Origin of the sequence: Branchiibius hedensis, from assembly GCF_900108585.1 — a bacterium.
Lineage (GTDB): Bacteria > Actinomycetota > Actinomycetes > Actinomycetales > Dermatophilaceae > Branchiibius > Branchiibius hedensis.
The window spans coordinates 988431-1014902 of sequence record NZ_UESZ01000001.1 but is presented as its reverse complement, the minus strand read 5'-3'; the positions used below and the strand labels follow the sequence as shown (position 1 = coordinate 1014902).

Below are 26472 nucleotides of genomic sequence, written 5' to 3'. Positions count from 1 at the left end.
GCCATGTCGCAACCCTGGCCCAAGGACGTCGCTGGACTGACCTTGCGTTACCCCAGTGCAGCGGAAATCGAGGATCTGCTCGCGTTCCGCAACCTGGAGCCGGTGAACGAGTGGATGCTTCGCACTCACGTCGAGCCAACGGCCTTCCGCGGCGAATGGAGCGCAGTGGCCACCAGCGACACCGACTTCTCCTGTGCTGCAATCCTCGACGGCGAGGTGGTCGGGATGGGATTCCTCGAGTTGACCAATGGGATGGGCCAGCCCGGGTGGCCTCAAGCGACCGAGGCCAGCATCGGCTACATCGTGCGACCCGAGCGTGCGGGCCGGGGTGTCGCAACCGCGATCGCGCGCGGGCTGCTGGACGCCGCCTTCGTCGACCTGGGTCTGCGCCGGGTCACTGCCGGGTGTTTCGCCGACAACCTCGCATCTGTACGGGTCTTGGAAAAGGCCGGGATGCGTCGCGAGCAGCACGGCGTCCAGGATTCGTGGCACCACGCACTGGGTTGGATCGACGGATACACCTACGCTGCGCTGGCCACCGACCGCCCTGACTGGCGCGTCGCGCCCTCGCCGACGTCGGGTAGGCCATAGTTGAGCTCGCCGCAGTCCATCACGTATCAGGAGAGAAGCGATGACTCAACCGACTGACTCCCCGCAGCAACTTCAGACCGCCAACCGCGCCGGGGTGATCCTCAGCATCGTCGCCGGCATCGTCTGGGTCGTCTACGCCATGACCGGCGCGCACTCCGTGGTGCTCGTCGTCGCGATCGTGCTGTCGATTCTCGTCGGCGCCTACTGGGCGTTCGGCCGAGACTTCATCGCCAAGAGGTAGCCAGTAGCACGGAATTGCGGTCAGGCGTCGCGACTGGCACAGGATCGTGGTCATGTGCTGCTTCACCCCGCAATCGCATGCCCATCGTGCGAGCACATCGCAATCGCGTGCCAAACGGCCTGGGGAGCTCACTCGGGTACGACGAAGGGGAGCCCCCAACGGGACTCCCCTTCGCGCCGTACTGGCGAATGTCCTTCTAACGCAAGTCAGTTCACCAGCGAACGCAGCACGTACTGCAGGATGCCGTCGTTGCGGTAGTAGTCGGCCTCACCGGGGGTGTCGATCCGGACCACCGCGTCGAACTCGACCTTCGAGCCGTCGGTCTTGGTGGCGGTGACGTGCACGGTCTTGGGCGTCGTCCCTTCGTTCAGCGCGGTCACGCCGGTGATGTCGAAGGTCTCGGTGCCGTCCAGGCCGAGCGAGTCGGCGTTCTGACCGGCCGGGAACTGCAGCGGCAGCACACCCATCCCGATCAGGTTGGAGCGGTGGATGCGCTCGAACGACTCGGTGATGACCGCCTTCACACCCAGCAGCCGGGTGCCCTTGGCGGCCCAGTCACGCGAAGACCCGGAGCCGTACTCCTTGCCACCCAGCACGACCAGCGGGGTGCCGGCCTTGGCGTAGTTCTCCGCGGCGTCGTAGATGAACGCCTGCGGCGCGCCCTCGACGGTGAAGTCGCGGGTGTAGCCGCCCTCGACGTCGTCCAGCAGCTGGTTGCGCAGCCGGATGTTGGCGAAGGTGCCGCGCACCATGACCTCGTGGTTACCGCGCCGCGAGCCGTAGGAGTTGAAGTCCTTGCGCTCGACGCCGTGCTCGGTGAGGTACTTGCCGGCCGGGCTGTCGGCCTTGATCGAACCGGCCGGGCTGATGTGGTCGGTGGTCACCGAGTCACCCAGCTTGGCCAGCACGCGGGCACCCGAGATGTCGCTGACCGGGCTCGGCGTGTGCGCCATACCCTCGAAGTACGGGGGCTTACGCACGTACGTCGAGTCCTCAGCCCACTCGAAGGTGTTGCCTTCGGGGGTGGGCAGCGACTGCCAGCGCTCGTCACCGGCGAAGACGTCGGCGTAGTCCTTGATGAACATGTCGCGGTCCATGGACGCGGCGATGGTGGACTCGACCTGCGCCGGGTCCGGCCAGATGTCCTTCAGGAAGATGTCGTTGCCTGCGGCGTCCTGACCCAGCGGGTCGGTGTCGAAGTCGAAGTCCATCGTGCCCGCGAGCGCGTAGGCGATGACCAGCGGCGGCGAGGCCAGATAGTTCATCTTCACGTCGGGGTTGATGCGGCCCTCGAAGTTACGGTTACCGGACAGCACCGAGGTGACGGTCAGGTCGTTCTCGTTGATGGCCGCCGAGATCTCCTCGTTCAGCGGACCGGAGTTGCCGATACACGTCGTACAGCCATAACCGACCAGGTAGAAGCCGAGCTTCTCCAGGTAGGGCCACAGACCGGCCTTCTCGTAGTAACCGGTGACGACCTGCGAACCCGGCGCCATGGAGGTCTTCACCCACGGCTTGGAGGTCAGGCCCTTGTCGACGGCGTTCTTAGCCAGCAGCGCAGCGGCCATCATCACCGACGGGTTGGAGGTGTTGGTGCAGGAGGTGATCGAGGCGATCACGACCGCACCGTCCTTGAGCCCGAAGGAGTTTCCGCTGGCGTCGGTGACCGGCACCTCGCGGTAGTTGCCCTCGACCCCGTAGTTCTTCACGTCGAGCGCGAACTGCTGCTTGGACTCGGCCAGCACGATCCGGTCCTGCGGGCGCTTCGGGCCGGCGATCGACGGCACGACCGTCGACAGGTCCAGTTCCAGGTACTCAGAGAAGCGCGGCTCGTGCGACGGGTCGTGCCACAGGCCCTGTTCCTTGGTGTAGGCCTCAACGAGGGCGACCTGCTCCTCGGAGCGACCGGTCAGGCGCAGGTAGTCCAGCGTGACCTCGTCGATCGGGAAAATCGCACAGGTGGAACCGAATTCGGGGCTCATGTTGCCGATGGTGGCGCGGTTGGCCAGCGGCACCGAGGCGACGCCTTCGCCGTAGAACTCCACGAACTTGCCGACCACACCGTGCTGCCGCAGCATCTGGGTGATGGTGAGCACGACGTCGGTCGCGGTCACACCGGCGGGGATCTTGCCGCTCAGCTTGAAGCCGACCACGCGCGGGATGAGCATCGAGACCGGCTGGCCGAGCATCGCGGCCTCGGCCTCGATACCGCCGACGCCCCAGCCGAGGACGCCGATGCCGTTGACCATGGTGGTGTGGCTGTCGGTGCCGACGCAGGAGTCGGGGTAGGCCTTGCCGTCACGGGTCATGACCGTGCGGGCAAGGTGCTCGATGTTGACCTGGTGCACGATACCGGTGCCCGGGGGGACGACCTTGAAGTCGTCGAACGCGGTCTGGCCCCAGCGCAGGAACTGGTAGCGCTCGCGGTTGCGGCCGTACTCGATCTCGACGTTCTTCTCGAAGGCATCCGGGCGGCCGAACACATCGATGATGACGGAGTGGTCGATGACCATCTCGGCGGGAGCCAGCGGGTTGATCTTGGTGGCGTCACCGCCCAGGTCGACGACGGCCTCGCGCATGGTGGCCAGGTCCACGACACACGGCACACCGGTGAAGTCCTGCATGATCACGCGGGCCGGGGTGAACTGGATCTCGGTGTCGGGCTGGGCGTTCTCATCCCAGCTACCCAGGGCGCTGATCTGCTCCTTGGTGACGTTGGCGCCGTCCTCGGTCCGCAGCAGGTTCTCCAACAGCACCTTGAGGCTGAACGGCAGCGTCGCACTCCCCTCGACGGTGTTGATCCGGTAGATCTCGTAGGAGCTGTCCCCTACCTCGAGCGTGCCCTTGGCACCAAAGCTGTCGCTGCTCACGACGACTCCTTCGTCCGATCGATTTATCTTGACGTCAAGATAATGTTCTCACATCCGCCCGCGCCGTTTCAGCGAAGGCAGACCTAACCTGACGTTCGGTGTGGCCCGCTCCCGATCCTCCCACCGCTGGCGCCGTGGTGGCAGCCCTTCGGTCCTACGATCGACGGATGCGGGTGCTGATCGTCGGTGGGACCGGTCTGCTGGGTCAGGAGTTGCTCCTGCAGGCGATGGGGCAAGGCCATGAGGTCGTTGGCACCTTCGCCCGATGGCCCGGCGAATCCTGGGCCACCTGGCGGCATCTGGACCTGCGGTCGCAGCAGGACCTCACCGAGGTACTGGCTGACGTGCGGCCCGAGATCATCATCAACGCGGCGTACGCCGGGGCGGACTGGCAGGTCACCGCGCTGGGCGCGGCGCGGCTCGCCAGCCACTCTCACGCTGCGGGCGCCCGCCTGGTGCAGGTCAGCTCGGATGCGCTGTTCGCCGGGCGCCCCGCCCCCTACGTCGAGACCGACGATCCGTCTCCCATTACCCCGTACGGCGCGGCGAAGGCAGCCGCCGAAGTCGCCGTCGCGTCGATCGACCCCGGCGCGATCATCGCCCGCTCATCGTTGATCATCAGCTCCGACGGTTCATCGCAGCCGGAGCAGTTCGTGCACGAGCTGGCTTCTGGCAGCGCAGGATTCCTGTTCACCGACGAATTCCGCTGCCCGGTGCACGTGGCCGATCTGGCGTCCGCGTTGGTGGAACTGGCGGTCAGCGATCGCCGCGGCATCCATCACGTCGGTGGTGCTGATGCGGTGTCCCGGCTGGAACTGGGTCAGCTCATTGCGACTCGTGACGGGCTGGATCCCGCAGGTCTGCCGTCGCGGACCCAGGGCATGGAGCAGTGGCGACCACGCGACGTACGTCTGGACAGCACCGCCACCCAAGCGGTGCTCACCACCCGACTGCGGGGAGCGCGTGAGTTCCTGCGAACTCGCTAACCCGGGTAGATCCGCCGCCAAAAAGGGCGGAGGGGTCAGGCGGGTTCCAGGATCGCGATGCACTCCACGTGGTGGGTCATCGGGAACGCGTCGAACGCCCGCAGCGACGCCAACCGGTAGCCGTGTTCGGCCGCGTAGGCCAGGTCGCGGGCCAAAGCGGCCGGATCACACGCGACGTACGCCGCGCGCCGGGGTCGGCGGGCCAGCGCCGCTTGCATGACCGCCCGGCCCGCACCCGATCGCGGCGGATCCAACACCAGCAGGTCCACTGCCCCCAGCGTGCTTTCCACCTGCCCCGACTCGAAGAAGGCTTCGACGTCCGAGGCCACGACCGAGGCGTTCGCCGGGATGTTGTCCTGCGCGTCCTGCACCGCCCGCTGATCACCCTCGACACCGAGCACCTGCCCGGACGCACCGACAGCGGCCGCGAAGAAGGCGGTGAAAAGCCCTACGCCGCAGTACAAGTCGAGCACGTGGTCACCCGGCTGCGGCTCCAGCGCCTCCAGCACCACCGAGGTGAAGGTCGCGGCCGCACCCGGGTGCACCTGCCAGAAGCCGCGGGCCGAAACCTCGAAGGACCGGTCCAACACCTCTTGCCGCAGTGAGGGCACCGGGTCGTGGTTGGGCAGTTCAACGACCACCGTCTCGTCGGTGCCGACCGCGACATCGGCCCCACTGATGCCCTCGTCGAAGACCTCCGTGAAGATCCCGGTCGCAGCGACGTCCGGCACCGCGATCAAGCAGTCCTCGACCGGCAGCACCTCGTGCGAGCGGTTCTTGCGGATCCCGAGGCGAAGCCCTGCTCGCCCGGGCGCTGCCGCGGCCAGCTCCACCCGGGTGCGCCAACGCAACCCGTCCTGATCCCCCGGCACCGGTTCCACGGTGACCGGCACGTCCAGCTTCGCCAACCGGCGCAACTGCTCGGCCACGACCTGCGCCTTCAGGACCCGTCCGTGCGCCGCCGACGTGTGCTGCCAGTCGCATCCCCCGCACAGTCCCGGACCGGCGTACGGGCAAGGCGCAGAACGACGTTCGGGTGAGGCGACCACGATCTGGGTCGCGTCCGCCCGCAGGAAACGCGACTCGGTGTCCCCCTCGGTCACCGTCGCGACGACCTGCTCCCCCGGCAACGTGTGCCGGACGAAGACCACCCGGCCGTCCGCGCGGGCGACACAGAACCCGCCGTGCGCGACGTTGCCGACCTCGAGGGTCAGTTGGGTGCCGACCAGGGACGTGCCACGGGTCTGCCGCGAGCGCGGGCGGCGATGAGAGGAGCGGCGGCCGGGCACGTCAGCGACCCTGTCGTACGGCGCCCGGTGCCGGACCGTCGTACACCCGCTCCTCGTGCCCCTGGGCGGAGTCCAGCTGCCACGGCACACTGGCCACCATCACACCGGGGGTGAACAGCAACCGCGCTTTGAGTCGCAGCGCGGATTGGTTGTGCAGCAACTGTTCCCACCACTTACCCAGCACGTATTCCGGCAAGTAGACCATGACCACATCGCGCGGGCTGTCGCGCCGAATCGACTTGACGTACTGGATCACCGGGCGGCTGATCTCCCGGTACGGCGAGGCGACGATCTTCAGACGCACCGGAATCTGCCGCTTCTCCCATTCCGCCTGCAGGGCCTCGGTCTCGGCGTGATCGACGTTGACGGTGACGGCCTCCAGCACCGAGGGCCGGGTCGCCCGGGCATAGGCCAACGCTCGCATCGTCGGCTTGTGCAGCTTGGACACCAGCACGATCGCGTGCACGCGCGAGGGCAGCAGCTGCTCGTTGTCGTCCTCGGCCAGGGTCAACTCACGGCCCACCCGCTCGTAATGCCGGTTGATCGCGCTCATCAGGAAGAACAGCACCACCATCGCCGCCACGGCGTAGCCGGCGCCGTGTAGGAACTTGGTGAGCAGTACGACGATCAGCACCAGACCTGACATGACCGCGCCCACGCCGTTGATGACCCGCGAGCGCATCATCTGCCGACGTCGCACCGGGTCGGTCTCGGTGCGCAGGTGCCGATTCCAGTGCCGGATCATGCCGGACTGGCTGAGCGTGAAGGAAACGAAGACGCCGACGATGTACAGCTGGATCAGCCGGGTGGTCTCGGCGTCGTAGAGGACGATCAGCACGATGGCCATCCCGGCGAGGGCGATGATGCCGTTGGAGAAGGCCAACCGGTCGCCGCGGGTGTGCAACTGGCGCGGTAGCCAGCCATCCCGGGCCAGGATCGAGCCGAGCACCGGGAAGCCGTTGAAGGCGGTGTTGGCGGCGAGCATCAGGATGACGCCGGTGATGATCGCGATAAAGACCAAACCCGGGGTGAAACCGCTGAACACCGACTTGGCCAACTGCGCCAGGACGGTGTCCTCGTGGTAGTTCTCCACCGGTTTGCCGTTCAGGAGCAGGTTTCCGGGGTGATCCGGGTCCTGCATCTGGACGCCGGTCCAGTTGGCCAGGGTCACGATCGAGGCCAGCATGAAGATCGCGATGCCGCCCATCATCAGCAGCGTGGTCGCGGCGTTCTTGCTCTTGGGTTTGCGGAAGGCCGGCACACCGTTGGAGATCGCCTCGACACCGGTCAGGGCCGCACAGCCGGACGAGAACGCCCGTAAGAGCAAGAAGAGCATGGCGATCTGGCCAAGGGTGTCCATGCCTTGCTGTGGACCCAGGGTGAACTGGGCGCTTTCGGCCTGGGGCAGGTTGTCGCTGATCTTGCGGACGAAGCCGACGACGGCCAGCGTGAAGACCCCGAGCATGAACAGGTAGACCGGCACCGCGAAGATGGCGCCGGACTCACGGACGCCGCGCAGATTCATCGCCGTCAGGAGCACCACGACCAGGACCGCGAAAATCACTTCCTTGCCCCGCACGAAGGGCAATGCAGCCGAGGCGTTCTGGATACCGGAGGACACCGACACCGCCACCGTGAGGACGTAGTCGACCAGCAGTGCGGACGCCACGCCCAGACCGGCGCGCCGTCCCAGGTTGACGGTGGCGACCTCGTAGTCCCCACCCCCGGAGGGGTAGGCGTGCACGTTCTGCCGGTAGGACGCCACGACCACCGCCATGACGAAGATCACGCCGAGGGTAATCTGCCATGAGTGGGTGAAGGCGAAGGCGCCGCCGGCGCTACCCAACACGATGAGGACTTCGTCGGGTGCGTACGCGACCGATGACAGGGCATCGCTGGCGAAGATCGGCAGCGCTAACCGCTTGGGCAACAGCGTGTCCCCGAGCCGGTCGCTGCGCATGGCGCGGCCCACCACGACACGCTTGAGCGCCCGACTGGTTCCTGACACAAGGCGAGAGTATGCCGCCTGGCTAGGGCGTGCAGCGACTCCGGTACCGTTCCAGGCGTGTACTTCGTCATCATGGGATGTGGGCGGGTCGGCTCCACCCTCGCGCTCGCGTTGGAGCAGCGCGGTGAACAGGTCGCCGTCATCGACCAGGACGAGTCCGCGTTCCGCCGTCTTGGCCCGACGTTCGAGGGTCGGCGCGTCACCGGGGTGGGCTTCGACCGCGAGACGCTGGTCCGCGCCGGCATCCGGGACGCCTACGCGTTCGCTGCCGTGTCCTCGGGTGACAACTCCAACATTCTGGCCGCCCGCGTCGCCCGCGAAACCTTCGACGTGGACCACGTCGTGGCCCGGATCTACGACCCGGCCCGCGCCGAGATCTACCAGCGCCTGGGGATCCCGACCGTGGCAACCGTCAAATGGACCGCCGATCAGGTGCTGCGCCGCTTGGTGCCCCAGGGCGCCGTACAACTGCACACCGACCCCAGCGGCAGCATCACGCTCGCGGAGGTGCCACCGGACCGGTCGTGGATCGGGTCCCCGCTGCGCCTCATCGAGCGCGAGACCAGTGCCCGCGTCGCGTACCTCACCCGTCTCGGCGAGGCGATGCTGCCTGCCGCGGACACCGTCCTGCAAGAAGGCGACTTGCTGCAGTTGCTGGTCGAAACTGATCGTCTCGCCGAGGTGGAAGCTCAGTTGGCTGCCACCAAACCCGCTGACTGAGTAAGGGATTCGTGATGCGAGTCGTCATCGTCGGAGCCGGAAGCGTCGGACGCTCCATTGCCCGCGAATTGCTGCACAACGGCCACGAGGTGCTGCTAATAGACAAGTACGCCGATGAGCGGCGCACGCGGCAGGTCCCGGACGCGTCGTGGTTGCTGGGCGACGCCTGTGAGATCGCGACCCTCGTCGAGGCGTCAGCAGAAGACTCCGATGTGATGGTCTGCGCGACCGGTGACGACAAAGCGAACTTGGTCGTCTCCCTGCTCGCCAAGACCGAGTTCGGGGTTGGCCGCACCGTGGCGCGGGTGAACAACCCCAAGAACGAGTGGATGTTCGACGACGCGTGGGGTGTCGACGTGGCCGTGTCCACCCCACGGTTGATGACCGCTCTGGTCGAGGAAGCCGTCACCATCGGCGACCTGGTGCGGTTGTTCCAGTTCCAGCAGGGGCGCGCCACCATGGTGGAGATCACCGTCCCGGAGGACAGCCCGACGATCGGGCGCGCGGTCCGGGAGCTGAAACTCCCGGCCGACTCAGTCCTGGTCGGGATCATCCGCGACGAGCAACCGCTCGCGCCCAGTGACGACGACACCGTCGAGGCGCTGGATGAACTGCTCTTCCTGACCACCTCTGATGCCGAGTCAGAGCTGGGTGCGGTGCTGACCGGGCGCAGTCCGGAAACGATCCGGACGATCGAGTCGTTCTGACCGCCGCCGCGCGGTCAGCCCTTCTGCGCGATCGGCTTGATCTGGTAGGCCGGGTTGTACATGGTCGGGACGCCCTTCTTGAACAGCACCCGCCCCTTCACCTTCAAGAAGACACCGGGTTCGATCCCGGCGATGGTGCGCCGACCCAGCCACACCAGATTCATCGTGCGGTGCCCGTCGTCCAGGTCCACGACCAGCGCCGGCACGTCGTTCTGCCGGGGGCGCAGACTGATGGACCGGACGGTGCCGCAACATTCGGTGACGCACTTGTCCTCGACCTGATCGATCGGGGTACCGCCCAATTCATCGAGGGTTTCGCGTAGTTCGTCCTGCTCATGGGCCTCGGCGCTGCGGGCCAGCCGTTTGATGGTGTGCGACAGGCCCATCTCAACGCACCTCGGTGATCTCGGGGCCGCGTTCGAAGGGGTTCAGCGCCGTAGCCGCAGCAGCCGCTTCCTCTGGTGCCTGCGTGAGGGCCTCAGGCAACGTCAACTCCAGGAGTTCCCGCGGCGCGCGCGGCTCACTGCCCCGCACCACGACCACCGACCGGGCGAATGCCAGCAGCGGCTCGGCGGCCGCGTCGTCGACGGCGGCGTTGCCGGACAGGACGATGCGCAGGAACCAGCGCGGACCGTCCACCCCCACGAAACGTGCCGGCGCCAGCACGGTGCGGCCATCCGGGCCCTGGCTGGGCAACTTGGCGTGCAGCTCCGGCCCGAACGGGCCGTCCACGATGTCGGTGCTGCCGCCGCCGGCGATCAGGTTGTCGGCGATCTCCCCTCGGATCTCGCGCCACACCCCGCGGCTCTTGGGCGCCGCGAACGCCTGGATCTGACACGCGGATCCATCGACGATGGCCGTCACCCCGGTGTACTGCTGGGTGGTCTCGTCAGCATCCACCTGCAACTGCAGCTCCGGTGAGACCGCAAAACGCAACGAGCCGAAGTCCACCCGCTCGAGGTCGTCGTCGACCTCCGTGACATCGAACGGGCCTGCGGACCGGTCGACGACGGCGACGGTCTCCTCGACCTCCTCCGGCGAGTCGTCGCCAGCGACGTCCACCTCGGTTTGCTCGGATCCCTCCGGCGGGACCTCGATAACCTCATCCGGTTGGTCGCCGGTCGCGGCACCGTCCTTGGCCCGCTTCTTGAAGATGCCCACTGCCGTCCTTCGAATCGTCGATCGGCCGGTCCCTGCCAGCCGCCCTCTTCTGAGGTTACTTCTGCGAGAACCCTCCGGTCGAACCGTGCCCGTCGGCGCCGCGCACGCTGTCGGGCAGAACCTCCACCGGATCCCACTGCACGACCGTCACGGCCTGCACCACCAGTTGCGCGATGCGATCGCCGCGGGTGATCGTGAACGACTCCCGCGGGTCCAGATTGATCAGGTTCACGTGGATCTCACCGCGGTAGCCCGAGTCCACGGTGCCTGGAGAGTTGAGTGTCGTGATCCCGTGCCGGGCGGCCAGGCCCGAGCGCGGGTGGATGAACCCGGCGTACCCCTGCGGCAGCGCGATGGCGATTCCGGTGGGGATCAGCGCCCGGTGCCCCGGCGCCAAGGTAACGCCCACCCGGGCCAACAGGTCCATCCCTGCGTCGCCCGGGCGGGCGTAGGTCGGCAGCGGCAGATCGGGGTCGATCCGGCTGACCGGAAGGCGCAACGCGCTCACGGGTGGCGGCTCAGGCCGCGCACTCGCTGCAGACCGGCAGTCCGCCGACCTCCTTGGCCAGCTGGCTGCGGTGGTGCAACAGGAAACACCGCGAGCAGGTGAATTCGTCGGCCTGACGCGGGATCACCGTGACGGTGAACTCCTCACCGGACAGGTCAGCACCGGGCAGTTCGAAACCTTCCGCCTGCTCGGACTCATCGACGTCGACGCTGGCTGCGTTCTTGTCGACCCGTCGCGACTTCAACTCCTCGATCGAGTCGTGCTCGATGTCGTCGTCGGTCTTGCGCGGGGCGTCGTAATCAGTTGCCATCTCGAGGGTTACTCGCTTCTCTCGTTCTCTGGTTCGAAGATCTGTGCGGCGCGGTCACGCGATGTGCCGCGCCTTGTGCGCCGTTCAACGCTCGTCGTACGTGATATGTGCCCGTCCCGGCCCGGAATTCTGCCCTACCTCCAAGACAGTGCCCGCACCGGGCCCTCTGGTGGATCGTTCCCGCCGTCAGATCCAGGAGGCGGCAGCATACGTGCTCACATGGCCAAGGAACACCCTTACCGCCGAGTACATTCCATCGGGCGGACCACCCGGTTTACTGCGCCGCCGATCGCAGTACGTCGTGCAGCGCCTCCACCAGTACCGCCGGCCCGGCGAGGGTCAGGTCGCGCGACGGCTGTGGGCCGGCGCCGCGCACGACACCGCCCGCTTCGGTGACGATCAACTGTCCGGCCGCGCGATCCCAGGCGTTCAGCCCGGATTCGTAGTAGACGTCCAACCGGCCGGCCGCCACGGCGCACAGATCCAGCGCCGCACTGCCGGCCCGGCGGATGTCGCGCACCTGGGGTAGCACGTGGGTCAGGATCTGCGCCTGCTGCGCGCGTTTGTCCGCGTCGTACCCGAAGCCGGTCCCGGTCAACGCCTGACCCAGCTCCCGCTCACCACTGACGAACAACGCCGTTACCGAGGACTCGGCGCCGGTCGTCCGCAAGAACGCGCCACCGCCGCGGCGGGCGTGGAACAACTCACCGGTCACCGGGTTGAACACCGCACCGGCGACGCTTTCCCACTCCCCTGCGGGGTCACCGGTGCACGCAGCGACGGACACGGCGTACGCCGGGATGTCGTAGAGGTAGTTCACGGTCCCGTCGATGGGGTCCACGATCCAGGTGATGCCGCTGGCGGACTCGACCGATGCGCCCTCCTCGCCCAGGATCCCGTCCTGCGGGCGGCGCTGCCGCAGGTGCTCCTGCAACAGTTGTTCGCTGCGCCGGTCCATGACTGTGACCACGTCTGTCGCGCTGGATTTGGTGTCGGCGACGCCCAGGTGCGCCGGACGCTCGCGCACGATGAGTTCCCCGGCCAACACGGCCAGTTCCCGGCAGATCGTCTCGAGCGTTCCCAGCGCCGCCAGGCTCAGGTCCTCAGGCATGCCCCTCAGTCCATTCCGCAGGCGGCTGGGCGTGCCTCGCGCAGATTCGGGCAGCACCCGGGTCGGCACACCGGCGGCATCGCCTCGCCTGGCCAGGCGACCATCTCCACCGGCACGTTGCGCGCTTGTGCAGCGCGCTCGGTCATCAGATCGACCAGGCCGATCACGAACTCCGGGTCAACACCGACGGTAGGAACCCGCACCATGTTCAGACCCAGTTCGTCGGCGGTTTCGCGCGCCTCGACGTCCAGGTCGAATTTGACCTCCATGTGATCGGAGATGAAGCCGATCGGGGCGACGACGACATCGGTGATGCCGTCGGCGGCCAGCGAGCGCAGGTGGTCGTTGACGTCCGGCTCCAGCCACGGCTGGGTCGGCGGCCCGGAGCGCGAGCAGTAGACCAGTGCGCCGGTCAGTTCCCGGTCCAGGGTGAAGCCGGCTTCGTCGAGGATGACGTGCGCGATCTCATCGTGCTGGTGCTCATACAGATTGCCCTCACCGTCACCCGGTCCCGAGGTGTCATCCATCGCTTCCGGGATGGAGTGCGTGACGAAGACGATCCGGAGCTTGTCGTCGTCCGGTTGACCGATCTGCCGGACGGCGTCGGTGACCAGTCGGGCGTTGACCCGGGCGAAGCTGGGGTGGGTGGCGTACTGGCGGACCTTGTCGACGGTCAGTTCGCGGCCTTCGTCCTGCAGGGTCTGCAACGCGTCGGCGATGTTCTCGCGGTACTGCCGACAGGAGCTGTAGCAGGAGTAGGCACTGGTGGTGACGGCCAACACCCGGCGCGCGCCGGCGTCGTACGCATCCCGCAGGGTGTCGGTCAGGAACGGTTCGCTGTTGCGGTTGCCCCACAGCACGGGCACGTCGATGCCGCGCCGCCGCAGGTCCGCCTCCAGCGCCGCGCGCAACTCCCGGCACTGGTCGTTGATCGGGCTCTTGCCGCCGAAGCGGTCGTAGTGGTGGGCGACCTCCGCCAACCGCTCATCGGGGATGCCGCGCCCACCGGTGACCCGGCGCAGGAACGGCATGACCTCCTCCGGCCCCTCGGGTCCGCCGAACGAGACCAGGACGACTGCGTCGTAGGGTGCGACCGAGGCCGCCGCAGGCTGAGAAGTAGGCACATTCAAACCCTACGAGCACGAGCCGCCCGGCGTGCCACCGGCATTCCTTCTGGTGCGGCGTGGCATCGTTGGGCGGTGGGTCGGTGCAGCACCGACCCACACCGATCTGACACATCCGACGGGACATCCGACATGGGGCGGGACGATGAGTGAACTGCACTTCACGCGCGTGAGTGACGACGGCGGGCAGTTGGTGCTCTCCGACGCCGACGGGTCCGAGTACACCCTCGCACTCACCGATGAACTGCGTGCGACGTTGCGGCGCACCCCGCGCCCGGCCGCGCAACTGCCGGAGTTGGCTGCGCCGGCCACCGCCAAGGACGTGCAGTCGATGCTGCGAGCCGGCGGAACAGTGCACGAGGTCGCCGAACGCACCGGATGGGAGGCCCGGCGGGTCGAGCGCTACGAACCGCCGATCCGCGCCGAACGGCAGTACGTGTCCTCCCTGGTGCAGGGGTTGCCCACTCCGGAGGGCACCTTCGCTGAGCAGGTCGCCGAACGGCTCGCCGGCCGCGGAGTCGATGCCGAAGAGTTGGAGTGGGACGCCTTCCGCGACGTGACCACCAACGCGTGGACCGTGGTCTGTGCGTTCGAGGCGGGTGGGCGGGCCCGCCGCGCGGAGTGGGCGTTCGACCCGTCCGATCGCCGGGCCGTCCCGGTCGACGATGAGTCGCGCTGGCTCAGCGAGGACGACTCCCCCACCGGCTTGATTCCCGCTGCCCGGGTCACCGCGCCGTACGACGTGATCGCCGACGGCGGTCTCGAGCACGCGACGACGACCCCGCGACCGCGCCGGCAGAGCCGACCCGCCGGGCCGTTCTCCCGTACCGGCGAAGCCGTTCCCGAAGCCGCGGCCGCAGCACCGGAACCGACCGTTGTCCAGGATGAGGACACCGCCCCGCTGGCGGCGACTCCCGACCCCGAGCAGGGCGGCGCACCGGTTGACCTGGTGTCGGCGATCCGCCGCCGCGGCGCCAACCGGCGGGGCAAGCAGAGCCGTTCGCGGGCCGCTGCACCCAGCGAACCGCCGGCGCAGGAAGAGCCGCCCACCGATCAGGACGTCACGCAGGCTCCGGGCGACGAAGTGGATCCGGTGACCGGCACCGTGGACCTGTTCACCCAGGTCGACGACCCGACCCCGCCGGAGCAGGTCCTGACCGAGGCCCTCGCCCAGGACGACTTCGCCGATGCCGAGTTGTACGACGACGACACGCACGATGACGGCGACGCCGTGATCGACGAGGACGTGGACGTTGACCTGCAGCAGGCGCCCACGGTGTCCGGCGAGGTCATCGATCAGGACGACGAGGCACCGGTGGTCCCCGACCGACCGGCAGCAGCGCGGTCCGGGCGGCCCAGCGTCCCCAGCTGGGACGACATCATGTTCGGTCGTCGCGCCCGGGACTGACCGGCTGCTCCCCGCCAGCCCGCCGACGCGCCCGCCGAGGCACCGGCAGTCGGTGGCCGGTGTGCCAGGTGATCACGGCGGCGGTCCAGCCGACCACCAGCACCGCCGCGACGACCGTGCCGATCCGGGCGTTGAGCGGCACGAGTACGGCGACCAGGCCGCCCAACACCCAGGACAGCTGCAGCAGCGCCTCTGAACGACCGAAGACACTGGTGCGGCGCTTCTCCGGAACGGTGTCCTGGATCAGCGAATCCAGGGCGAGCTTGCCCAGTTGCTGCCCGATGCCGGCGACCAGACCGACCAGCACGGCCGTCACGATGCTGAATCGGGCCGCTGCGACCAGGATCACGACGGCATCCGCGAGCAGGGTGCCCAGGACGATCATCCGCGGGCTGGCGATCTTCAGCAGCGCCCCCATGACGGTGCCGAGCGCGTTGCCCACACCGGCCGCACCCAGCACCAACGCGAACAGCAGGGTCTGACGGTCCTCCCAGCCGGGGAACGGATGGGCGCGCACCAGGAACGCCAGGAAGATCGTCAGGAAGCCGGACAACCAGCGCAACCCGGCGTTCGCCCGCAGGGCCGTGACCACGTCCGGCCCGATCCCCAGTGCCGACATGCCCTGACCCCGCGCCAGATCGACCAGATCGGTGGGTTCCTCACCTTCGCTGGAATCGACCCGGGCCGGGAGCAGGATGGCCAGCACCGTGCCGATGACGAAGAGCAGGAACGCCACGCGCAGCGACCACGCGGGGCCGACCTTGGCGGCGACCCCGGCCAGCACACCGCCGACACCTGCACCGACGACACCGGCCAGTGACAGCCGGCCGTTGGCTTTGACCAGGGTCAGTTGCGCGGGCAACAACCGGGGAGCCGCGGCGGACCGGGTCACCAGGTACGCCTTGGAGAGTACGAGAACGCCTAGCGCACAAGGAAACAGCCAGTTCGAGTGGTCCTCGATGGTCTGCGCGGTGACCCAGCACAAGAACGCCCGCCCGGCCAACGTCGCGCCGATCGCCCAGCGCCGACCGCGTCGGAACCGGTCAAGCAGCGGTCCGACCAGGGGCGCGATGATCGCGAACGGCAGCATGGTCAGCAGCAGGAAGAGCAGCACCTGGCTGCGGGCCTGCCCGTTGGGCACCGCGAAGAACACGGTTCCGGCCAGGCCGACCGCCAAGGCAGCATCGCCGGCCGAACTGAGCGCGTGCACCTCGATCAGTCGGGACAGACCGCTTTCCCCCGCGCCCTGCGCCTCCGTGGCCCGCCGGGTGGCGTGCAGGAGGCGGCCGGGTGCCGCCTTCGTGGCCCGTACGACGCGCCGCCCTTTGCGAACGGTCGGTTGCGTCACCGGGTCGTCGTCCGGGGTTTCCTCGCTGGCAGTGGTGGGTGCCGGTCGGGTCGCCTCCACCTGGGGCAATGCAGCGGTGACCGCTCGCCGCTGTACGTGCAGCGGCGGCCACGTCGGTGCCTCGTCGGGGCGCATCGGCGACCCATCGGCGTACCGGAAGGGCGTCTGATCGCTCTGCGGGTCCGGCCCGCGCTCATCGGTCACGGACGCGCTTCGTCGAACGGCAGCACCTGCGGCGCGGCCTGGCGGGCCCGCGCGGAGGTCATCCGGCGCATGTGGTGCCGCCGGCACAGCACCTCGTATTCCACGTTCCCACTGTCGGTCGCGGCCGGGGCTGCATCGGGGACCGACGCGCGGGCGGCGGCGTCGTCGACATCGCCCACGATCACCTGTTCGCCCTCGGTCACCATCTGACCGTCCACCAGTCGCGCGTTGTGGGTGGCCCGCCGACCGCACCAGCACAGTGCTTCGACCTGCAACACCTGGACCCGGTCGGCCAGTTCGACGAGTCGCTTGGAGCCGGGAAATAACTCGGTGCGGAAGTCGGCGGTGATCCCGAACGCGTAGACGTCGATGTCCATCTCATCGACGATCCGTGCCAGCTGCTCGATCTGGGCGGAGGTGTAGAACTGGGCCTCGTCACAGATGAGGTACTGCACGACCGTGCCCCCGACGGCCAGATCGACCAGGTAGGCCCAGAAGTCCATGTCGTCGCCGACTTCGACCGCTGGTCGCCGCAGACCCAATCGCGAGGACACCATCTGCTCGCCCGCGCGGTCGAACTTGCAGAAGAGCACACCCCGGTGGCCGCGAGCGCGTCGGTTGTGGTCCATCTGCAGCGCCAGCGTGGACTTGCCGCAGTCCATCGTCCCGGCGAAGAACACCAGATCGGCCATGAGAGCAAGTATCCCGTTCGCTCAGCTGGCCGGCGCGTGCAGCACCGGCACGAGAAGTTCGGCATCGGTCAACGAGCCGTGCTGGCCGACCAACTCCAGCAGCACCGGCTTGATGGTGCGCGAGTCGTAGACGCACGCGGTCGAGCGCATCGCCACCAGGACGTCGCCGATCCGCTCATCGACTCCCGCCGCGGTGGCCCCGAAGAGACCCGCAGCAATCGCCTCGTCGCGGGTCAGCACCCACGCATCGTCGGCGAACCGCTCCCGCCAGGTCGCCGCGACGTCGTCGGCGGCCCCGGGCACCGTGTAGAGCTGCAGGGCACGGGGTTCGCCACCGGTGAGGTGAATGCCCGCAACCAGGTCCGCGTCGGCGGCCAGGTCGATGCGATCCGCAAAGGGCACATCGACCATGCCGTGGTCGGCGGTGACGGTCAACGAGACCCCCGCGGGCAACGCGCGCGCGAGGCGGGACAACTCGGCATCGACCCGCTCGAGTTCCTCGACCCACTGCAGCGACCCGCACCCGCTGGTGTGCCCGATCCGGTCGATGTCACCCCAGTAGAGGTAGATCAGCTGCCGTCCCTTGCCCCGCAACGCTGCCAGGGCAAGGTCCACCCGATCGGCCAGGCGGTAGGCACTGAGGACTCGTGCTCCACGCAGCGCGGCCCGGGTCAGACCGGAGCCGTCGAAGTAGTCGGCGCCGACCATCGTGACGTCGACTCCGTCCCGCCCAGCAATTTCGAAGGCTGTCGGATTCGGTTGCCACGTCAGCGAATTCGGGCCGTCGATCCAATCCAGCTCGTTGAAGAGGACATCGCGGGCGGGGTCGCGCACCACATAGCCGACCAGTCCGTGCCGACCAGGCGGCAGCCCGGTGCCGAACGTGCCCATGCTGGTGGCGGTCGTGGACGGGAAGCCGGCGGTGCCTCGTTGAGCTGGGCTGCTGGCGAGCAGACTGCGCAGGTACGGCGCGTGACCGCTGCGAGCGCGCAACAACTCCAGCCCGAGACCGTCGACCAGGACGACCACGGCGGAACGTGCCGGTTCCAGGGCAGGCAACATCTCGGCGTACGGCGAGTGGCGGACCCCCAGCGAAGCGACGACGCGGGGTAGGACCCCGGCCAGGTCGTTGCCGTCGTAGCCGGGGACGGGCGGAACGGCGCTCAACCGGCGAGGGCGGCCGACAGGGCCGCGGCGAAGCGGACTGCTTGCTGCAGGACGGCGTCGCCATCGGCGTCGGCGCTGATCCGCAGCGCTACGTCGTCACCGGTGATGGTGCCGTCATACCCGTGATCGGCCTCGCAGTCGGGATCAGCGCAACTGGCGGGCATCAGGTCGATCCGGGAGACCGTGCCCCAGCCGATCGTGACGGTGAGTTCGCGGCCCAGCGAACCCGGATCGTAGTTCTCCGGGTCGGCGATGACGTGGGCCAGCATCACCCCGCGCACGGCGCTCAGCGGGACCGTCTCGGTAGTGGCGGTCGCGAACGAACCGGCTCCCTCGGTCTCGGTCGGGCCGTGGTCGTCGGTGTGCGCGAGCACCAGCCGGGTGGGCGTCAGGATCAGCACGGTGATGTGCCGTCGGACCGTCGAGGCATCAAAAGTCGTCTCGCAGTGCACCAGGTGGGACACCACCTGGTCCCCGCCGAGCGCGGCGGCCACGACATCGCAGACCAACGCCGGGTAGTACCCGGCGTTGCTGATGTCGTCGACCAGTGCCTTGGGCAGAGATGCAGAGGTGACCTGACGTGTGACCGACATGGTGGCCATCTTCGCACTTCGCGGCGGCCGCGTCGGGTGCGCGTGCCGATCAGCCGGCAGACAGCGCGCGTCGACCGGTGTCTTGACGTGATTGCGGCGGCGCGACCGCGCAGTGCGCATCCAGGACGTCGACGCCGCCGGGGTGGGTGTTGACCGGGCTGAGCCGCAGCGAAGCGACCTGCGGCAACTGGTCGGCCAGCACCGCCACCCGTGCGATCAGGTCCTCCAGCGCAGCGCGGTCAATGGCGCCGCCCCCGCCGACGTTGTGCAGTAGGGGTGCCGCGCGCACCGAGTCGATCAGGTCGCGCACGTCGCCACCGGTGAGCGGCGGGATGCGGTAGCCCACATCGCCCATCTCCTCGGGTGCCCCGCTGATCGCGAACCGCAGGACGGGTCCGAAGAGCGGATCCTCGCCGGACTCGACCACGCAGGCCACCCCGGGGGTCGCCATGTGCTGGACCACCAGTTGGGCATCGCCGGTCGGTGAGAGGGCTTCGTGCAGGGCGCTCCACGCATCGCGCACAGCGACCTTGTGCCGAAGGTCAGCGCGCACGGCAGTGATCGTCTGGCTGCGCACCCGCGGCGAGACCGACTTGACCACGACCGGGTAGCCGATGTCCTTGGCCGCAACCTCCGCTTGGGCAGCGGAGTCAACCGGTTGCGCCGGCCACACCGTGATGCCGTAAGCCGCCAACAGCTCGTGCACCTCATCGGTGCTGAGATCACGACCCTGCGGGCTCTCCTCCAGCACGCGGTCGATGAGGGCGTGGGCAGCATCGGTGTCGATGCCCTCCGGCAGGACCAACTCACCGCGGTCGGCAGCAGTCCAATCGCTGCGTCGTGCCGCTAAGGCCAGGGCACGGACCGCGTCCTCGGGCAGCGGGTAGGCAGGCACCACGCGGCGACTGCCGTCCTCCAGCGTGCCGGCCGCCAACGACTCAGAAACTCCCTGGACACCAAGAATCGTTGTCACACAGGGTTTTTCGCTGATCGAACTGACTTCTGCGAGCATCGCAGCGACGGCTTGACCGTCGCCCTGCTGTTGACGCATGAAGTTGGTGACGACCGCATCCACCGAGACATCGGCGAAGGCGTCGCGCAGCGCCTCGCGCATGTCCTCCAGGGCCGCCTCCGCCGGCAGGTTCACCGGTCCGCGCGTGACTTCCAGGCCGTGGCTGACTGCGGTGTCGGCGGCGATCGCACCCAGGGCATCGGAGTTCCCGACGATCGCCACCCGTTGCCCTCGCGGCGCCGGTTGGTGCAGCAGCAGCTGGGCCACATCGAACATCCGGTGCAGGTCATCGACCCGGATGACGCCTGCCTGGTCCAGCATCGCCTGGAACGCCTTCGGGTCGGCCTGAGTGCCACGGACCCGGTGACCTGCGGGCACGCCGTACGCCGAGGTGCCCGGCTTGATCACGATCACCGGCTTGCGCTCGGACAGCCGCCGCGCAATGCGGGAGAACTTGCGCGGGTTGCCGACCGATTCCAGATACAGACCGACCAGGGTGGTCTCGTCGTGCTCGATCCAGTACTGCATGACGTCGTTACCGGAGACGTCGACCCGGTTGCCGGCGTTGACGAACTGGCTGATGCTCAGGCCGCGCAACTGCGCGAAATCGAGGACGGCGACGCCCAGTGCACCGGATTGGGAGAACAGCCCGAGCCCGCCGGGGTCCGGCAACCGGTCCGCGAGTGAGGCATTCAACCGGATCGGTGTCTCAGCGTTGATCAGCCCGAACGAGTTGGGGCCGAGCACCCGCATGCCACCATTGCGAGCTCGCCGCAGCAGCTCTCGCTGCAACTTCACGCCGGCCGCGCCCGCTTCGGCGAACCCCTCGGAGAGCACCGTCACCGAGCGCACCCCGAGCTTGGCGCAGTCATCGATGACCGCCAGGGTCGCGGCCGCGGGCACAGCGATCACCACCAGATCGACCGGATGCGGCAGATCGGTCACGCGTTGATAAATCGTCACCCCCGAAATTGCCTCGTGCACAGAGGAGTTCACGGCAAAGAGCTCACCGGTGTAACCGCCGTCGGCGACCTGCTGCCACACCCGACGGCCCAGCCGGTCGGGCTTCTCGCTGACTCCGACCACGGCTACCGAGGCAGGGCTGAGCAGCGCTCGCAGACTCGTCGCCTCCGCCCGTTGCTCCCGGGCGACGACGACCTGCCGAGAAGCCGACGTCGGCTCGATCGGGAAGGACAAGGCGACGACGCCGTCCTCGAACGCCCGATTGACCGCATACCCCGCCTCGGTGAACACCGACAGCATCTTGGTGTTCTGCGGCAGGACGTCGGCGACGAATTCCTCCACGCCGAGTTCCAGACCGATGGCGGCCAGGTGCTCCAGCAGCACGGACCCGACTCCGCGACCCTGGAAGGAATCGGAGACGTTGAACGCCACCTCGGCCTTGCGGCCGTCGTCGAAACGGTCGAACCGTCCCACGCCCACCAGCCGCTCGCCGCTGCGCAGCACCAGCGCGACACGATTGATGTAGTCGACGTGGGTGAAGCGGTGCACGTCCTTGTCGGACAGATGCTTCATCGGCGCGAAGAAGCGTAGGTAGGTGGACTCCGGCGACTGGGCGTCGTGGAACGCGCGCAGCGCGTCATCGTCGGACGGCTTGATCGGCCGCACCTGGGCGACCGAGCCGTCCCGCAGGACAACATCGGCCTCCCAGTGCTGGGGGTAGTCAGTCATCGTTCCTCCACCGCCGGGTCGACATAGCGCCAGGTGGTCCCGTCATCGTCACTGGTCCAGTATCCCGAGGCAGTACGCGGGATGGCGTAGAGCGTCGAGTTGCCGGCGCTGATCACATCATCGAAGCCGGTCGCGGACGTGGGCGGCGTCTTGGGTGCGGCGAACCCCCGCCCACCGTTGTCCGAACGCACGAGAGCCGCGTAGCCCTTGGGCACGAAACCCACGTCACCGCGCGGACCGCCGCTCGCGGCGACCAACACCAACGGATCGGGCGCGGCGAGGCTGACCTGGCCGATGGCGGGCAGCACCAGCGCACCGACCGAAGCCACCGACCACGACGCACCACCGTCGGTGGAGTGGATCACGGTGTACGACGTGCGGTCACCGACCGCCGTCGGCGCGCACACGGCGTACATCCCCTTGCTGCCGGTGACACCGGTCAAGGCGCCGATCCCGGTCCCCCGGCACGCGGTCGGACCCTTCATCGGCGCAAAGGAACTGCCCTTGATCGAATAGGCGTCGAAGGGCCCGGTCGGGCTGCCGCCGAGTTGGACGAACACCTGACCCTCGGACAGCACCAACGAACCCGCGCTCACCGCGATGGTCGGCACCAGGCTCGCGGTCACGCCGGAGACCGCGTTGTCGGACGGTTTGATCAGACTCAGGTAGATCGGTCCGGTGCAGGTGCCCTGGACGCAACCGTCGGACGACAGCACGGCCACCCTGCCCCTGGCTGCGTCCACCGCGACGTCCAGGATCGTCTGACCCACGTGTGGCATCCGGGTGAAGGTCTGCCCGCGGTCGCGGGTCAGCCACAGGTCGCCACCGAAGACATAGCCGCGTTGCGGATCCAGGAACCGGGTCTGGGTGATCGACCGGTCGGGCTGCACGGAAGGCACGAAATCGCCTCGGGCACTAGAGGTATCGGCATCTGCGAAGGTCTGCACCGCGTTCCAGGAGGTCCCGTCGTCCGAGGAACGCAACAGCACCGGGCAGACGTCGTCGGAGCAGTCGGCAGCGCCCAACGCGAACAATGACCCCGAACCGGCATTGGCCAACGACCACGTGCGCAGACCCGGCGGCACGGGTTGTGGCGGTTGTGGGCGAGGCGCCTCGACCGGGGCGCTGGTCACGTCGGTCCCGTAGACGACCTGGCCGGGGTTCACGGCGTCGCCGCGTCGGACCTCACCACCCAGCGGATGCAGGGTGACTGCGTACACGGCGAACGCCAGGACCATCAGTCCGAACGCGACGCCCAGGCCCACAGATATGCCGTGCCACGGAATGCGGGTCGAGGTGGGTGCCTCGACGGCAGGATCGACGACCGGCTGATCGACGACGGGCTCCGGCACGTGTCCCAGGGTAATCCGCACGCCCGAGAACCCGCGTGATACCAGTAGGCACATGGAACTGAAGGACGCGATCCGCAAACGGCGGATGATCCGAAAGTACGATCCCGACCGCCAGGTGCCACCGGAGGTGCTTTCTGAGATCGCCAGACTGTCGCTGCGAGCACCGAGTGCGGGATTCAGCCAGGGCTGGGACTTCCTGGCCCTGCAGGGCAGCGAGCGGGATCCGTTCTGGGCGGCGATGGCCAGTGAGAACTGGCCCGGGTCCTGGCTGGCCGGCGTCCGCAGCGCACCCACGTTGATCGTCTGCCTCTCGGACAAGTCGACCTACCTGAAGCGTTACCAGGAGAAGGACAAACCGTTCCAGGACGGCGAGGAGAAGCACTGGCCGGTCTTCTACTGGGATGTCGACACCGGGATGGCGGCCATGCTGATGCTGCTGCTGGCGGTCGACGCCGACCTGGGCGCGCTGTTCTTCGGCGTACAGGTGGAGGATCTGCCCGCCGTACGTTCGGCACTCGGCATTCCGCAGGATCGCAACATCGTCGGCGTGGTGGCCCTGGGCTACTCGGCGGAGGAGAAGTCGACCGGCAGTCCGCGCAAGCGGGCGCGGCGTGGGGTGGATGAGGTGTTCCACTCCGGACGGTTCGGCTCGCCGTTCAGCCCGCAGAAACCCTGAGCACCAGACTGGGATCCAGTCCGGCCAGATCGACGGCGCCAGCCAGGCCCATCGCGTGCCGCAGCTGGTCGGTTACTGCGGCCACGACGCGCTCGGCGCCCGCCTGGCCGTCGGTGGCCAGGCCCCAGATGACCGGTCGGCCGAGGAACACCGCACTCGCGCCGAGGGCCAGAGCAGCCAATGCATCTGCGCCGCAACGGATTCCACCGTCGACGATAACCGGCACCTGCCCGGCGATGGCGTTTACGACGTCCGGCAAGGCTTGCGCGGTCGGTAGCGCGCGGTCCAGCTGGCGACCGCCGTGGTTGCTCACCCACACGCCGCTGGCTCCTGCTTCCACGCAGCGGACCGCCTCGTCGCCGCGCAGGATCCCTTTGACGATCACCGGCAGCCCCGACTCGTTTGCCAGCCAGCCGATCGTGTCCGTGGTGATACCCGCGTCCTGGTCGATCAACTCCCAGATGTCGTCGACACCTGCCGCCGGTAGGTGCTCGGCCACGTTGGCCAGCGCGAGTTCGTCGGTGAGCGGGAGCGGGCGGGCCGTGCCCGTCGGTGGGACATATCCGACGTACGGCGTGTCACCCGTGAGCACCAGAGCGCTGGCTCCCGCGTCGCGCGCTCGCCGTACCGTGGCAGCAGTGATGCTCGGCTCCCGCATGACGTAGACCTGGAACCACCACGGCCCGTTGATGACGGCAGCGACCTCCTCCAGACGCGTCGTGGTTCGGCTCGAGAGGACCATGGGTGCACCGCACGCGAGCGCCGCTGCGGCAGTAGCGAGTTCACCATCGGGGGTGTAGAGGCGGTGGAATGCGCTGGGGGCGATACCGATCGGCGTACGCCAATGACCGAAGAGGTCGAGATCAGTTTCGACCCGGCGTACGTCGCGCAGGACACGGGGGCGGAAGCGGTACCGCCGCCAGGCAGCGGTCGCTTCGTCGACGGAGACGTCGCCTCCGGCCCCTCGGTTGACGTAGTGCCAGACGTCAGGGTCAAGCGCGGCCTTCGCGCTGGCCTCCAGACTCCCCTCCACTAGTGGCATCCCTTCGCAGACTTGGTCCTTACTATCGAGCCTATGACGACACGACCCGTTCGCATTGGTGTCCAACTGCAACCGCAACACGCGGAGTACGCACAGATCCGGGACGCGGTCGCTCGCGCTGAGGATCTCGGCGTCGACATCGCCTATAACTGGGATCACTTCTACCCGCTCTATGGCGAGCCGGAGGGTAAGCACTTCGAGTGCTGGACCATGCTCGCGGCGTGGGCCGAGCAGACCAGCCGCGTCGAGATCGGCGCGTTGGTGACGTGCAACAGCTACCGCAACCCCGAGTTGCTGGCCGACATGGCGCGCACGGTCGACCACATCAGTGACGGCCGGTTGATCCTGGGTATCGGGTCGGGCTGGTTCGAGAAGGACTACGACGAGTACGGCTACACCTTCGGTACGGCGGGTGGCCGACTCGACAAGTTGCGCGATGACCTGCCGCGGATCGAGTCCCGGCTAGGCAAGCTGAACCCGGCGCCGACGCGCAAGATCCCGGTGCTGACCGGTGGCGGTGGCGAGAAGAAGACACTGCGTCTGGTCGCCCAGCACGCCGACGTGTGGCACACCTTCGTGACCGGCGAGACCCTGGACCACAAGATCTCCGTGTTGAAGGGGCACTGTGACGCGGTCGGGCGCAACTTCGAGGATATCGAGATCTCGCTGGGCGTGCCGGATGACGCGGGTTCGGCGGCCGAGATCGGGCCGAAGCTGTTGGAGCAGGGCGTCACGCAGTTCACCGTGGGGACCGGTGGCCCGGACTACGACCTGACGCGGGTGCAGGAGTTCGTGGCCTGGCGCGACAGCTTGTAGGGCCGGTCAGCCAAGGTTTGGTAGCAGATTGACGGCCGCGGCGACGGAGGTCGTCAATCTGCTACCAAACCTTGCCCGGGCCTGAGTGATATCATCGCACGATATCGGAGGTGATCATGGCCGAGCAGATCTTGATCCGGAATCTTCCCGAGGGCACCAAGTCCGCACTCCGGGCACGCGCACAGCAACACGGACGCTCCCTCGAGGCGGAAGCGCGCCTGATTCTCGCCGCGGCCGTCGAGGCCAGTAACGCGACGATGGTCGACCTCCTTGGCACCAGCGATGCGGACATCACGTTCGATCCGCAGCGGCTCGGATTGACCGCACGCAGCACTGAGTTGTGACCGCTTCGACGCAGTATTTGCTCGATACCAACGTGGTGTCCGCGCTACGGGTCCTGGGTCGCAACCCGGCGGTCGAGAAGTGGGCTGCGTCGGTCCCGGTCTCCGACCAGTTCGTGACGGCCATGACGATTGCTGAGATCGGACGCGGTGTGGCGGCGAAAGAGCGCACCGACCCCGCAGCGGGCGCAGTTCTTCGGCACTGGTTCGAAGAGCGAGTGCTGCCGGCGTTCGCGGGACGCGTGCTCAGCTTCGACCTTCCCGCCGCCGTGGTCCTGGCGAGCTATCGGGTGCCTGAGCACGCCCCACTCGACGACGCGCTCATCGCGGCGGTTGCTCAGTCCGCGGACCTGGTCGTGGTGACCCGCAACGTGCGGCACTTCGCACCATTGCCCGTTCGCTGCCTCGACCCCTGGGAGACCGCACCGTAGACGGTCACTGGTGTCGAGATCGGCGAGGTTTGGTAGCGGATGGACCGCTCAAGCGACGGAAACCGTCAATCC

Annotated in this window: 26 protein-coding genes; 10 read left to right on the top strand and 16 right to left on the bottom strand. The window is 68.0% G+C overall.

All coding sequences use genetic code 11. The annotated features are described in order from the left end of the window. Positions 1-3 precede the first annotated feature (3 nt). Together DR843_RS05020 and DR843_RS05015 are read left to right on the top strand one after the other, a co-directional pair. Positions 4-591 (top strand): GNAT family N-acetyltransferase, encoded by a 588-nt coding sequence (locus DR843_RS05020; RefSeq protein WP_211310182.1) that lies wholly within the window; start codon positions 4-6, stop codon positions 589-591. Between the two features lie 40 nt (positions 592-631). Further along, a complete protein-coding gene (locus DR843_RS05015) occupies positions 632-832 on the top strand; it encodes a hypothetical protein (protein WP_109684382.1) in 201 nt (66 codons plus the stop codon). Positions 833-1038: 206 nt separating this feature from the next. On the opposite strand, the gene acnA is transcribed toward DR843_RS05015, so the two are convergent. Beyond that, positions 1039-3702, bottom strand: a complete 2664-nt coding sequence (gene acnA / locus DR843_RS05010) for an aconitate hydratase AcnA (RefSeq protein WP_146202486.1) — start codon at positions 3700-3702, stop codon at positions 1039-1041. 167 nt (positions 3703-3869) lie between these two features. Between acnA and DR843_RS05005 the strand changes: the two genes are divergently transcribed. After that, the gene (locus tag DR843_RS05005; RefSeq protein ID WP_109684380.1) at positions 3870-4688 is read left to right on the top strand and encodes an SDR family oxidoreductase; all 819 of its coding nucleotides are present in this window, start codon (positions 3870-3872) and stop codon (positions 4686-4688) included. Positions 4689-4723: 35 nt separating this feature from the next. Here the strand turns inward: DR843_RS05005 and DR843_RS05000 are convergent, their stop codons facing one another. Both DR843_RS05000 and DR843_RS04995 read right to left on the bottom strand, forming a co-directional pair. Continuing rightward, positions 4724-5977: a class I SAM-dependent RNA methyltransferase gene (locus DR843_RS05000; protein WP_109684379.1), complete on the bottom strand. Its 1254-nt coding sequence runs from the start codon at positions 5975-5977 to the stop codon at positions 4724-4726. Between the two features lies 1 nt (position 5978). Further along, positions 5979-7985, bottom strand: coding sequence for an APC family permease (locus DR843_RS04995; protein ID WP_245933997.1), 2007 nt, complete (start codon positions 7983-7985; stop codon positions 5979-5981). A gap of 57 nt (positions 7986-8042) precedes the next feature. Between DR843_RS04995 and DR843_RS04990 the strand changes: the two genes are divergently transcribed. Together DR843_RS04990 and DR843_RS04985 are read left to right on the top strand one after the other, a co-directional pair. After that, the gene (locus DR843_RS04990) at positions 8043-8705 is read left to right on the top strand and encodes a potassium channel family protein (RefSeq protein ID WP_109684378.1); all 663 of its coding nucleotides are present in this window, start codon (positions 8043-8045) and stop codon (positions 8703-8705) included. A 14-nt stretch (positions 8706-8719) separates the two neighbouring features. Continuing rightward, entirely contained in the window at positions 8720-9412 is a 693-nt protein-coding gene (locus DR843_RS04985) for a potassium channel family protein (protein WP_109684377.1), read from the top strand. Positions 9413-9426: 14 nt separating this feature from the next. On the opposite strand, the gene DR843_RS04980 is transcribed toward DR843_RS04985, so the two are convergent. The 6 genes from DR843_RS04980 to DR843_RS04955 form a co-directional block, all read right to left on the bottom strand. Further along, positions 9427-9798: an OB-fold nucleic acid binding domain-containing protein gene (locus tag DR843_RS04980; protein WP_109684376.1), complete on the bottom strand. Its 372-nt coding sequence runs from the start codon at positions 9796-9798 to the stop codon at positions 9427-9429. 1 nt (position 9799) lies between these two features. Next, the gene (locus DR843_RS04975; RefSeq protein WP_170119747.1) at positions 9800-10573 is read right to left on the bottom strand and encodes a DUF3710 domain-containing protein; all 774 of its coding nucleotides are present in this window, start codon (positions 10571-10573) and stop codon (positions 9800-9802) included. Between the two features lie 55 nt (positions 10574-10628). Continuing rightward, positions 10629-11081 (bottom strand): dUTP diphosphatase, encoded by a 453-nt coding sequence (dut, locus tag DR843_RS04970; RefSeq protein WP_109684374.1) that lies wholly within the window; start codon positions 11079-11081, stop codon positions 10629-10631. A gap of 10 nt (positions 11082-11091) precedes the next feature. Then, a complete protein-coding gene (locus DR843_RS04965; RefSeq protein WP_109684373.1) occupies positions 11092-11391 on the bottom strand; it encodes a DUF4193 domain-containing protein in 300 nt (99 codons plus the stop codon). A gap of 274 nt (positions 11392-11665) precedes the next feature. Continuing rightward, entirely contained in the window at positions 11666-12502 is an 837-nt protein-coding gene (locus DR843_RS04960) for an inositol monophosphatase family protein (protein WP_109684372.1), read from the bottom strand. A 5-nt stretch (positions 12503-12507) separates the two neighbouring features. Continuing rightward, the gene (locus DR843_RS04955) at positions 12508-13626 is read right to left on the bottom strand and encodes a ferrochelatase (RefSeq protein WP_170119746.1); all 1119 of its coding nucleotides are present in this window, start codon (positions 13624-13626) and stop codon (positions 12508-12510) included. Between the two features lie 145 nt (positions 13627-13771). Here DR843_RS04955 and sepH point away from each other — a divergent pair, with 145 nt between their 5' ends. Next, positions 13772-15034: a septation protein SepH gene (gene sepH / locus DR843_RS04950; RefSeq protein WP_146202485.1), complete on the top strand. Its 1263-nt coding sequence runs from the start codon at positions 13772-13774 to the stop codon at positions 15032-15034. On the opposite strand, the gene DR843_RS04945 is transcribed toward sepH, so the two are convergent. Genes DR843_RS04945 through DR843_RS04920 form a run of 6 tightly spaced genes read right to left on the bottom strand, consistent with a single transcriptional unit; the run spans position 15006 to position 23094 of the window. Beyond that, on the bottom strand, positions 15006-16586 hold the full coding sequence (locus DR843_RS04945; RefSeq protein ID WP_245933996.1) for an MFS transporter: 1581 nt from the start codon (positions 16584-16586) through the stop codon (positions 15006-15008). The two genes, sepH and DR843_RS04945, sit on opposite strands and share 29 nt — an antisense overlap. Beyond that, positions 16583-17278 (bottom strand): thymidine kinase, encoded by a 696-nt coding sequence (locus DR843_RS04940; protein ID WP_109684369.1) that lies wholly within the window; start codon positions 17276-17278, stop codon positions 16583-16585. The genes DR843_RS04945 and DR843_RS04940 overlap by 4 nt, the downstream gene beginning before the upstream one ends. Before the next feature lie 21 nt (positions 17279-17299). After that, positions 17300-18445 carry an alkaline phosphatase family protein gene (locus tag DR843_RS04935; RefSeq protein ID WP_245933995.1) on the bottom strand — a complete coding sequence of 382 codons (1146 nt, stop codon included), beginning with the start codon at positions 18443-18445 and terminating at the stop codon, positions 17300-17302. Then, positions 18442-19047, bottom strand: coding sequence for a DUF5998 family protein (locus DR843_RS04930; protein ID WP_425451545.1), 606 nt, complete (start codon positions 19045-19047; stop codon positions 18442-18444). The genes DR843_RS04935 and DR843_RS04930 overlap by 4 nt, the downstream gene beginning before the upstream one ends. A 40-nt stretch (positions 19048-19087) precedes the next feature. Further along, positions 19088-21742: a bifunctional acetate--CoA ligase family protein/GNAT family N-acetyltransferase gene (locus DR843_RS04925; protein ID WP_109684368.1), complete on the bottom strand. Its 2655-nt coding sequence runs from the start codon at positions 21740-21742 to the stop codon at positions 19088-19090. Continuing rightward, positions 21739-23094, bottom strand: a complete 1356-nt coding sequence (locus DR843_RS04920) for a sialidase family protein (protein WP_109684367.1) — start codon at positions 23092-23094, stop codon at positions 21739-21741. Before DR843_RS04920 ends, DR843_RS04925 begins: the two co-directional genes overlap by 4 nt. 52 nt (positions 23095-23146) lie before the next feature. On the opposite strand from DR843_RS04920, the gene DR843_RS04915 reads away from it, so the two are divergent. Then, positions 23147-23770, top strand: a complete 624-nt coding sequence (locus DR843_RS04915; protein ID WP_109684366.1) for a nitroreductase family protein — start codon at positions 23147-23149, stop codon at positions 23768-23770. Here the strand turns inward: DR843_RS04915 and DR843_RS04910 are convergent. Next, complete coding sequence (locus DR843_RS04910; protein WP_109684365.1) at positions 23751-24812, bottom strand: alpha-hydroxy acid oxidase; 1062 nt, start codon at positions 24810-24812, stop codon at positions 23751-23753. The genes DR843_RS04915 and DR843_RS04910 overlap by 20 nt on opposite strands. A gap of 33 nt (positions 24813-24845) precedes the next feature. On the opposite strand from DR843_RS04910, the gene DR843_RS04905 reads away from it, so the two are divergent. From DR843_RS04905 to DR843_RS04895, 3 genes are all read left to right on the top strand, one after another. Further along, entirely contained in the window at positions 24846-25628 is a 783-nt protein-coding gene (locus DR843_RS04905; protein WP_109684364.1) for an LLM class F420-dependent oxidoreductase, read from the top strand. A gap of 116 nt (positions 25629-25744) precedes the next feature. Further along, positions 25745-25972 carry a FitA-like ribbon-helix-helix domain-containing protein gene (locus tag DR843_RS04900; protein ID WP_109688575.1) on the top strand — a complete coding sequence of 76 codons (228 nt, stop codon included), beginning with the start codon at positions 25745-25747 and terminating at the stop codon, positions 25970-25972. Further along, positions 25969-26400 (top strand): type II toxin-antitoxin system VapC family toxin, encoded by a 432-nt coding sequence (locus DR843_RS04895; protein ID WP_109684363.1) that lies wholly within the window; start codon positions 25969-25971, stop codon positions 26398-26400. The genes DR843_RS04900 and DR843_RS04895 overlap by 4 nt, the downstream gene beginning before the upstream one ends. Positions 26401-26472 lie beyond the last annotated feature (72 nt).

Bases quoted from the DNA above. Each gene is read 5' to 3' on its own strand.
- DR843_RS04925 (WP_109684368.1), bottom strand. From the start codon at position 21,742: ATGACTGACTACCCCCAGCACTGGGAGGCCGATGTTGTCCTGCGGGAC.
- DR843_RS04985 (WP_109684377.1), top strand. From the start codon at position 8,720: ATGCGAGTCGTCATCGTCGGAGCCGGAAGCGTCGGACGCTCCATTGCC.
- DR843_RS04960 (WP_109684372.1), bottom strand. From the start codon at position 12,502: ATGCCTGAGGACCTGAGCCTGGCGGCGCTGGGAACGCTCGAGACGATC.
- DR843_RS04930 (WP_425451545.1), bottom strand. From the start codon at position 19,047: ATGGCCACCATGTCGGTCACACGTCAGGTCACCTCTGCATCTCTGCCC.
- sepH (WP_146202485.1), top strand. From the start codon at position 13,772: ATGAGTGAACTGCACTTCACGCGCGTGAGTGACGACGGCGGGCAGTTG.
- DR843_RS04915 (WP_109684366.1), top strand. From the start codon at position 23,147: ATGGAACTGAAGGACGCGATCCGCAAACGGCGGATGATCCGAAAGTAC.
- DR843_RS04965 (WP_109684373.1), bottom strand. From the start codon at position 11,391: ATGGCAACTGATTACGACGCCCCGCGCAAGACCGACGACGACATCGAG.
- DR843_RS05020 (WP_211310182.1), top strand. From the start codon at position 4: ATGTCGCAACCCTGGCCCAAGGACGTCGCTGGACTGACCTTGCGTTAC.
- DR843_RS04900 (WP_109688575.1), top strand. From the start codon at position 25,745: ATGGCCGAGCAGATCTTGATCCGGAATCTTCCCGAGGGCACCAAGTCC.
- DR843_RS05005 (WP_109684380.1), top strand. From the start codon at position 3,870: ATGCGGGTGCTGATCGTCGGTGGGACCGGTCTGCTGGGTCAGGAGTTG.
- DR843_RS05015 (WP_109684382.1), top strand. From the start codon at position 632: ATGACTCAACCGACTGACTCCCCGCAGCAACTTCAGACCGCCAACCGC.
- DR843_RS04905 (WP_109684364.1), top strand. From the start codon at position 24,846: ATGACGACACGACCCGTTCGCATTGGTGTCCAACTGCAACCGCAACAC.
- DR843_RS04910 (WP_109684365.1), bottom strand. From the start codon at position 24,812: ATGCCACTAGTGGAGGGGAGTCTGGAGGCCAGCGCGAAGGCCGCGCTT.
- DR843_RS04940 (WP_109684369.1), bottom strand. From the start codon at position 17,278: ATGGCCGATCTGGTGTTCTTCGCCGGGACGATGGACTGCGGCAAGTCC.
- DR843_RS04980 (WP_109684376.1), bottom strand. From the start codon at position 9,798: ATGGGCCTGTCGCACACCATCAAACGGCTGGCCCGCAGCGCCGAGGCC.